We start from the raw sequence: 8,326 nt of genomic DNA, 5'->3' as shown, positions 1-8,326 counted from the left end.
CGCCCCCAGCACCCCCGCTGGGTGGCTTCGCCCCCAGACCCCCACCAAGGACTCCGTCCCTGGACCCTGCTGGGGCGCTGCCCCAGACCCCGCCAAGGACTCCGTCCCTGGACCCGGTTGTGGGCCTGGGCTCGGCGCCGTGGGGCCCACGGCCAGTGCCCGTGCCCGGTGCCCGGTGGCCCGTGCCCGGCGCCCGGCGCCCGGTAGCCAGTGGCCACGGCTCCCGGCGGCTGCTCACGCAGCCGCCACACGCGTGCCATGCCGGACGGGCCGCGAGGCTTGCCCGCCTCGCACCACCCCCTCCCCACGTACCCTCCCCCCATGCCGTCCCCCATGTCCTCCCCCACCCCGTCCCCCATGTCCTCCCCCACCCCGTCCCCCACGCCCTCCCCGGCCGCCGTTGCCGCCGCCGTTGAGGCCTGGGTGCTCAACCCTCCCGGCACCCGTCTCGCCGAGACCCCCGAATACCGCATCGCCCTCTTCCCCGCCCCCTTCCCCGACCCCCTTCAGCTCCAGTGGGTCCGCTCCTCCCGCCCCGCCCGCGCCGTCCTCGACGACGTCGTCGCCCACGCCCGAACCTTCGGTCTCCCCGAGATCCACGTCCACGCCCGCCTCAGTTCCCCCGAAGGCTTCGACGACGCCCTCGTCGCCCGCGGCGCCCAGCTCGTCGACACCGGCGACATCCTCGCGATGGGCCTCCCCTCCCCCGTGGAGTCCCCCGACGTCCCCGGCCTCAAGACCCTCTGGCGCACGACCCCTGCCGTGGCGCGTGACGCCAACACGATCGGCATCCGCACCTTCGGTGGCGAACCCGCCCCCGACGACGCCGTCGCCCAGCGGGCCGCCGCCGACGCCGAGACCGTCGCGGCCGGAACCGGCGGCGCCCTGGTCGCCTACCTCGACGAGGTGCCCGCCGCGATCGCCGGCGTTGAGATCGTCGACGGTGTGGCCCGGCTCTGGGGCGGCGGCGTCCTGGAGCCCTACCGCGGCCGGGGCGTCTACCGCGCCCTCGTTGCCGCCCGCCTGGCGTACGCCACCGAGCACAACGCCACCATGGCCCTCACCCAGGGCAGGGTCTCCACCAGTTCCCCGATCCTGCGCCGCATCGGCTTCACCTCATACGGTCAGGAACACTCCTACCGACTCCCCCTGACCTGACCGGCACCCCAGGTCCCCGGCCCCGTTCCCGCCCCTGCCCACACCTCACCCGTAGACCGCGTACTCGTCCACCAGCCGCATCGCCTCGGGGTCCAGGTCGGCCCGGACCACCAGCTCCGCCGTCGACGCGAAGGTCCCCGACAGCTCCCGCACCGCCACGATCCGCTCGGCGGTCCGCTCGTCGATCCCCCGCATCGCCGCCAGTACCTCCGCCGGCGCGTGGTTGACGTCGACGAGTCCCCCGTCGTCGTAACCGAGTTCCAGGTCAGGTCGCCCGATGCCCAGCTCGTCGGCCATCGCCGGGTCGTCCTTCAGCAGCCGCCGTGCCCGCACCCGCCGTTCGCGGCGGGCCAGTACCCGGGCCTCGGCCTCGTCGGTGGGGACGACGCGGGCGGGCCGTTCGGTGTCGGCGGCGCGCGGTGGGAAGACCTTGTTGCGGATCATGAAGGCGTGCGCGGTGCTCCCGAAGAGCAGCGCGAACAGGGAGACCATCGCGATCGGGTTCACGTTGCCGTACTCGCCGTCGGCGAGGTTCTGGCCCTCCATCGCGAACAAGGTGATGTAGGCGATCGCCATCCCCGCGTAGGCGAAGGCCGCGATCCCCGCGACCACCGACTTCAGCTTCGCGGCGGCGTGCCCGAACATGATCGGTGCGCTCAGCCCGGCCGTCAGCAGCGGCGAGATCGCCCACACCACCGACACGAACTGCCGCAGCGCCTCCCGGATCCCCGACGCGTCGGCGTTGTTGATCGCCCGGAACAGCGAGTCCATCGCCTGCTGCGCCTGCGCCGAACGCCGATGCCCGTGGGAATGCGCGTGCCCATGCGAGTGCCTGAGCGTGCGGGCGTGCCCCGCACCGTGCGCCATGGGAGCCACCGCACTGCCGTCCACCGGCCGGGGCGGCGGCCAGTTCTCGGGCTGGTTGACGAACTCGGTGTCGGGCACCACGTGCACACCCAGCGCCCGGGCCGCGACCACCTTCGGGTCGCGCGGGCTGACGGTGTCGTCGGTGACGATGTACGTGACGGAGTCGAGGGCGTGCCGCGCCAGTCGCAGGCCGCGTTCGTGGGCGAGGCGCCTGGCGTTCGAGGCGCCGGGGCCGGATCCGAGGACGAGGATGCGCATGAGACCCCTCCGACTGGGCACGATGGGTGGCCGGCCCCTTAAAAGGTATCCGGATTCCCTTGCCGCGCAAGGAATCCAGCGCGGACTCAGGGATTAATCAGGGGCGCCTCGTCCACCCGCCGGAGTCCGTCTACGACTTTCGGTACGCCCACGCCTCCGCCACGCCGACGACGGCGGCGGCCCCGTCGGCGAGCAGCGGGCCGCCGACGCTCACGGCCCCACCGCCCGGGCCAGGGCCGCGAACAGCAGCACGGTCGTCGCCGCTCCCGGGTCGACGTGTCCGGCGGAGCGTTCGCCGAGGTAGCTCGCGCGGCCTTTGCGCGCGACCATCGACGCGGTCGCGTCGCGTCCGGCGACGGCGGCCTCGTACGCGGCCGGCGCCGCGGTCGCCAGGTCCCCGCCTCCGCCGAGCACGGCGACGGCAGGACCCAGCGCGTCGATCATGGTCTTGTCGCCCTCGGCGGCGCCCCCGAGGACGCGCACGCCGTCGAGTCCGGCGGCCAGCGCCGCGGCGAACTCTCCGGAGCCGACGGTCTCGGCGTCGCCGAGCGCCTTGCCCGCCCGGCGGAGGAAGGTGCCGTACAGCGGCCCGGACGCGCCTCCGGTGCTGTTGATGAGCGCCGCGCCGGCCGCCTTCAGTACGGCGGCGGGTGTGGCGGCGTCGGCGACGGCGGTGGCGGCCGCCGCGAAGCCGCGCCGGAGGTTGAGGCCGTGGTCGCCATCACCGACGGCGGTGTCGAGCTCGGTGAGTTCGCGTTCGTGCTCGGCGACCAACGCGGCCGCGCCCGTGATCCAGGCCGCGCAGAGTTGCGCGTCGACGGTGGTCATCGGCCCCACCTCAGCGCGGGCGTCTCGACGGGCGCGTCCCACAGTTCCAGCAGGCGCGAGGTCAGGGTCATGACGGTGATGGAGCAGCCGGTCATGTCGAGCGAGGTCACGTAGTTCCCGACGAGCCGCCGGGTGATGCCGACCCCGCGCCCGGCGAGCCACTTCTCCACTTCGCCGTACATCGCGTACAGCTCGATGAGCGGGGTCGCGCCCATGCCGTTGACCATCACCAGGACCTCCCCCGACAGCGGCATGTCGTCGTCGATCGCCGCCAGGGCCTCCGCGGCGATCTCGCGCGCGGTCGCGACCGGTCCCCGCCGGCGCCCCGGCTCACCGTGGATGCCGACCCCCCACTCCATCTCGGCGGGCCCGAGATCGAATCCCGGGCGCCCGACAGCCGGGACCGTGCCGGCCGACAGCGCCACCCCGTACGACCGCGAGCGCGCGTTGACCTCCCGCGCGAGTTCGGCGACGGCGGCCAGCCCGGCGCCGGCCTCGGCGGCGGCTCCGGCGATCTTCTCGACGAAGACCGTGGCGCCCGTCCCACGACGCCCGGCGGTGTGCGTCGAGTCGGTCACGGCCACGTCGTCGTCGACGATCACGGTGGCGACCTCGATGTCGTCGTCCTCGGCGAGTTCGGCGGCCAGGGCGAAGTTGAGGACGTCGCCGGTGTAGTTCTTGACGACGTGGAGAACGCCGGCGCCGCCGTCGACGGCTGTCGTCGCGGTCTGGATCTGGCCGGGGACCGGTGAGGTGAACACCTCACCGGGGCAGGCTGCGTGGAGCATGCCGTGGCCGACGAAGCCGGCGTGGAGCGGCTCGTGACCGGAGCCGCCACCGGAGACCAGGGACACCCTCCCAGGGGTCGGGGGTCTGGTGACGATGCGCAGGTCACGGTCGACGGTGAGGCCCGGATGGGCGGCGGCGAAGCCGTGGAGGGCATCGGTGAGCAAGGTCTCAGGGCTGTTGATCAGCTTCTTCACGTTCACCTCGCAGCAGGCGTGTTCCTGTCACGCTAGTGGCTGTGGGCCTCGGCTTGGGCGTGCGTAGCGTGGAATAGTCGAGGACGGTAAGTCGTTTCGATACCCGTGGACGGTATGAACCGTCGCGTAACCTGCGAGACCAGCGAGCTGGAGGACCCATGGCGACCGTGGACCTGACCAAGGAGACGTTCGAGAAGGCGATCAGCGAGGAGGGAATCGTCCTCGTCGACTTCTGGGCGGACTGGTGCGGTCCCTGCAAGCGCTTCGCGCCGACCTACAAGAAGGTCAGCGAGGAGCACACGGACGTGGTGTTCGGCAAGGTCGACACCGAGGCCGAGCAGGACCTCTCCCGCGCCGCCGGTATCACCTCGATTCCCACGGTGATGGCGTTCCGGGACGGCATCCTGGTGTTCGCGCAGCCCGGCGTCCTCCCCGAGAGCGGCCTGAAGGCCGTCATCGAGAAGGTCAAGGGCCTCGACATGAACGAGGTCCGCAAGCAGGTCGAAACTCAGTAGTTTCGGCGAGCGCGAGACTTCGGGCCGGTGCCTCGGTCACCGGCCCTTCGCGTGCCCGCAAACGCCGGGAACCCGGCAGGCGACGCCGGGCACCCGCCAGTTCAGGCGTGACCAGACGTCGGGGACCCGGCACCGGAGGAGGTGCCGCAGCCCGATCCCATGCCTGTCAGGAGGTTTCGTCAGCCTCCGACCAAGCGAGCAGAGCGGCACCGAAGGACACGCTGAAGCGTTTGCACCACACCGTGACGCTGGTGATCTTCGTCAGGTCCGTTCCCTCGGGGACCTCGTACAGCTGGTCTCCCTTGTTCCCCTTCAGCTCGCCCAGCTCGACGTAGTACCCGTCGTCGAACACGTCCCAGGCGTCCTTCTCGACGGCCTGGTCGGTGATCCATACCCGCAGGTCGGGCCCGTCGCTGGTCTTGAGCCCGGCCAGGGCGAGCACGACCTTCCCGTCGGGTTGCCGGAAGAGCTGGGCGGTCCCGGTGGTCTCGTGCTCGTGGGTGATGAACTCGCCTTCGGCGAGCAGGTGGGCGATGGTCGGGTCGTCGGCGGTGGAGGGCCCGTCGGGGGTGGTCCCGTCGGAGGCGGTCGCGGCGCTGTCGGATGGGGCGGCCGCGACGGGCAGTTCCTCGTCGACGGTGTTGGTGGTCCACAGCTTCCACGGCTGGAACCAGAAGAGCCCGAAGGCGAGGGCGACGATCACGACGGCGGCGACGCCCAGGGCGATCGGTTTGCGGGCGAGCTTGCTCAGCATGGGTCGATTCCACCCGATCCGGGCGGTGAAAGCCAGACTCCGGCGGCTTACGAAACGATTACCGCGCCCGACGGCGTGCCCGGGGCTGCGTGCGGGGCGCCGCCGAAGCGGCGCCCCGCACGCGGTCAGCCCGTGTTGCGCATGCCCGCCGCGATGCCGTTGACGGTGGTGAGCAGCGCGCGCTGGAGCAGCGGGTCGGCGTCGCCGCTCTCCCGGTGGCGCGCGAGCAGCGATACCTGGAGGTGGTGCAGCGGCGCCAGATACCTGTCGCGGACGGTGAGCGTGCGGCGCAGCACCGGGTTGTGGTCGAGGAGTTCGTCCTCGCCGGTGACGCGCAGGACCTCGGTGACCGTTCGCGTGTGCTCTTCGCGGATGCGGTCGAACAGCGGCCGCAGCTCGGGGTCGGCGAGCTGCACGTAGCGGCTCGCGATGTCCAGGTCGGTCTTGGCGAGGGTCATCTCGACGTTCGACAGGAAGGTCCGGAAGAAGTGCCAGCGGGTGTACATCTCGTCGAGCAGGTCGCCGAGTCCGGCCTCGCGCGCGGCGGCCAGTCCGCTGCCGACGCCGTACCAGCCGGGCACGATCTGGCGCGACTGCGTCCAGCCGAAGACCCACGGGATCGCGCGCAGTCCGCCCAGTCCGGCGCCGGTGTCGGGCCGCTTCGCCGGCCGGGAGCCGATGTTGAGCGAGCCGAGCAGTTCGGTGGGCGTGACGGCCCAGAAGTACTCGGGCAGTCTCGGGTCGCCGACGAGGTCGCGGTAGGTGCCGTGGGCGGCGGCGCTGACCTGTTCCATGGCCGCGTACCAGGTGTCGAGGGTGCCGGACTGGAAGCGCGGCTCGGTGTGCAGCAGCGTGGCCCGAAGGACGGCGGCGACGGTCAGTTCGAGGTTCTCGCGGGCCAGCGCGGGCAGCGTGTACTTGTCGGAGATGACCTCGCCCTGCTCGGTGACCTTGATGGCGCCGTCGAGGGTTCCCCACGGCTGCGCCAGGATCGCCTCAAGGGTGGGGCCGCCGCCTCGGCCGACGGTTCCGCCTCGGCCGTGGAAGAGCCGCAGCTGCACTCCGTGGCGGGCGGCGACGTCGCGCAGTTGCCGCTGGGCGCGGTGGATCGACCACTGGCTGGTGGTGATGCCGGCGTCCTTGTTGGAGTCGGAGTAGCCGAGCATGACCTCCTGGACGTCGCCGCGCGCGGTGACGATCGCCCGGTAGGCGGGCACCGACAGCAGCGCGTCGAGCAGTTCCCCGGCGCCGGCGAGTTCGTCGACCTCTTCGAGCAGCGGCACGAAACCGATCGCCGCGCGTCCACTGTGGATGTCGACGAGGCCGGCCTCGCGGGCGAGCACGACGGCGGCGAGCACGTCGTCGATGCCCTGGGTCATGGAGATGATGTAGGACTCGATGACGTCGGGCCCGTAGCGCTTCTGGGCGGCGCGGACGGCGCGGAAGACGTCGATGGTCTTCTGGTTGCGCTCGTCGAGCTCGGTGTCCGGTGTGGACAGTGGGCGCCGGCCGCTGAGTTCCTTGATCAGCAAGGAGGTCCGCGACTCGCGGGAGAGGGTCTCGTATGGGACGGCCGGCGAAGGAAGAGCGGTACGGTCCGTGGGCGTCTGCTCGAAGCCGCCGGACTCCGGGCGACTGAGCGGCCTCGACGGCTCTGTGAGGCCGCCGATGCGCTCGTACATCTCGGCGAGCACGGCGTGGTGGGCGCCTGCGTGTTCGCGGACGTCCATGGTGGCCAGTTGCAGGCCGAAGGCGGTGATGGTGCGGATGGCGGTGGCGAGCCTGCCGTCGGCGATGAGTTCGCCGTGGTTGGCGGCCAGCGAGGCGCGCATGAGTTCGAGGTCGGCGACGATCTCGGCGGCGTCGGCGTAGTCGCGGCCCGGGCGGTGCGGGGTCGCGGCGGCCAGGCGGGCGCGGGTGAGTTCGAGGCGGGTGCGCATGGCGCGGGCCTTGAGGCGGTAGGGCTCCTCGGCGTTGACGCGGCGGAAGCGCGTGGGCAGTTCCGGCAGCGCCTTCAGGTCGGCGTGGACACTGGCGCGGAGTTCGGCGCTGGGTTCGGCGAGGCGCTCGGACACCGACACGTCGGCGATCACGGCCTCCAGGGCCCGCTCGGCGGCGCGGATGCCGTGCTCGTGCTGGATGAGCAGCACGTCGCGGGTCACCTCGGGCGTGACGAAGGGGTTGCCGTCGCGGTCGCCGCCGATCCACGTCCCGAAGCTCAGCGGCCGGGGAGGGGGTGTGGCGCCGAGGTCGGAGAGGGTGCGGTGGAGGTCGTCGAGGACCTGCGGGGCGGCCTCGTCGTAGAGGTCGGCGAGGTAGTAGACGGCGTTGCGGGCCTCGTCGGCCGGGTCGGGCCGGTTGACGCGCACCTCGTCGGTCTGCCAGAGCAGGTCGACGAGCTCCGACAGGCGCTTGTCGGTCGCGGCGGTGTCGGCGTAGCCGGTCAGGCCGGCGTCGGCGGCCTCGGCGTCGAGGAGGTCGGCGACCGCGCGCAGTTTCGACAGGATCGACCGGCGGGCGGCCTCGGTGGGGTGCGCGGTGAACACCGGCCGGATCTGGAGGCGCGCGGCCTTGGCGGTGATCTCCTCGGGCGACAGTCCGCGCTCGGTGATCAGGCGGGCCGCGTCGGCCAGGTGCCCGCCGTCGCGGGCGCGGCTGCGGCGCAGTTCGCGCGCGCGGTGGGCCTGCTCGGCGATGTTGGCCAGGTGGAAGTAGGTCGCGAAGGCGCGCGCCAGGCTGATGCTCGTCGGCAGGTCGAGCGTCGACAGGCGCGAGATCGCCAGTTCGTCGTTGGCCCGGACCAGCTTGCGGATCTCCTCGACGAGGTCGAGCAGGCCGGCGCCCTCCTGGCGCACGAGGCTCTGCCCGAGCAGCGCGCCGAGGCGGCGTACGTCGGCGCGAAGCGCGGTGTCGATCGCCGCGGCGGAGGCGCCGCTGGCCACTTCAGACATGCTCGGTCTCCC

Annotated in this window: 7 protein-coding genes; 2 read left to right on the top strand and 5 right to left on the bottom strand. The window is 72.3% G+C overall.

Features of this window, described 5'->3' with window-relative positions; genetic code table 11:
• Window positions 1-321 precede the first annotated feature (321 nt).
• Complete coding sequence (locus AB0I28_RS08110; protein ID WP_357490814.1) at window positions 322-1,158, top strand: GNAT family N-acetyltransferase; 837 nt, start codon at window positions 322-324, stop codon at window positions 1,156-1,158.
• 45 nt (window positions 1,159-1,203) lie between these two features.
• On the opposite strand, the gene AB0I28_RS08105 is transcribed toward AB0I28_RS08110, so the two are convergent.
• The 3 genes from AB0I28_RS08105 to dhaK form a co-directional block, all read right to left on the bottom strand.
• A complete protein-coding gene (locus AB0I28_RS08105) occupies window positions 1,204-2,283 on the bottom strand; it encodes a helix-hairpin-helix domain-containing protein (protein ID WP_357490812.1) in 1,080 nt (359 codons plus the stop codon).
• A 210-nt stretch (window positions 2,284-2,493) separates the two neighbouring features.
• Window positions 2,494-3,111 (bottom strand): dihydroxyacetone kinase subunit DhaL, encoded by a 618-nt coding sequence (dhaL, locus tag AB0I28_RS08100; RefSeq protein ID WP_357490810.1) that lies wholly within the window; start codon window positions 3,109-3,111, stop codon window positions 2,494-2,496.
• Window positions 3,108-4,094: a dihydroxyacetone kinase subunit DhaK gene (gene dhaK, locus AB0I28_RS08095; protein WP_357490808.1), complete on the bottom strand. Its 987-nt coding sequence runs from the start codon at window positions 4,092-4,094 to the stop codon at window positions 3,108-3,110. The genes dhaL and dhaK overlap by 4 nt, the downstream gene beginning before the upstream one ends.
• Window positions 4,095-4,252: 158 nt before the next feature.
• On the opposite strand from dhaK, the gene trxA reads away from it, so the two are divergent.
• Window positions 4,253-4,609, top strand: coding sequence for a thioredoxin (gene trxA, locus AB0I28_RS08090; protein ID WP_357490806.1), 357 nt, complete (start codon window positions 4,253-4,255; stop codon window positions 4,607-4,609).
• A gap of 166 nt (window positions 4,610-4,775) precedes the next feature.
• On the opposite strand, the gene AB0I28_RS08085 is transcribed toward trxA, so the two are convergent.
• Both AB0I28_RS08085 and AB0I28_RS08080 read right to left on the bottom strand, forming a co-directional pair.
• Window positions 4,776-5,363, bottom strand: a complete 588-nt coding sequence (locus AB0I28_RS08085) for a DM13 domain-containing protein (RefSeq protein ID WP_357490804.1) — start codon at window positions 5,361-5,363, stop codon at window positions 4,776-4,778.
• 125 nt (window positions 5,364-5,488) lie between these two features.
• Window positions 5,489-8,314, bottom strand: a complete 2,826-nt coding sequence (locus tag AB0I28_RS08080; RefSeq protein WP_357490802.1) for a phosphoenolpyruvate carboxylase — start codon at window positions 8,312-8,314, stop codon at window positions 5,489-5,491.
• Window positions 8,315-8,326 lie beyond the last annotated feature (12 nt).

Origin of the sequence: Phytomonospora sp. NPDC050363, from assembly GCF_040655735.1 — a bacterium.
In the GTDB taxonomy this organism is placed as follows: domain Bacteria; phylum Actinomycetota; class Actinomycetes; order Mycobacteriales; family Micromonosporaceae; genus Phytomonospora.
The sequence above is the reverse complement of the archived record's forward strand: the minus strand, read 5'-3'. Positions and strand labels throughout refer to the sequence as shown.

Bases quoted from the DNA above. Each gene is read 5' to 3' on its own strand.
- AB0I28_RS08105 (WP_357490812.1), bottom strand. From the start codon at position 2,283: ATGCGCATCCTCGTCCTCGGATCCGGCCCCGGCGCCTCGAACGCCAGG.
- AB0I28_RS08110 (WP_357490814.1), top strand. From the start codon at position 322: ATGCCGTCCCCCATGTCCTCCCCCACCCCGTCCCCCATGTCCTCCCCC.
- AB0I28_RS08085 (WP_357490804.1), bottom strand. From the start codon at position 5,363: ATGCTGAGCAAGCTCGCCCGCAAACCGATCGCCCTGGGCGTCGCCGCC.
- AB0I28_RS08080 (WP_357490802.1), bottom strand. From the start codon at position 8,314: ATGTCTGAAGTGGCCAGCGGCGCCTCCGCCGCGGCGATCGACACCGCG.
- dhaL (WP_357490810.1), bottom strand. From the start codon at position 3,111: ATGACCACCGTCGACGCGCAACTCTGCGCGGCCTGGATCACGGGCGCG.
- trxA (WP_357490806.1), top strand. From the start codon at position 4,253: ATGGCGACCGTGGACCTGACCAAGGAGACGTTCGAGAAGGCGATCAGC.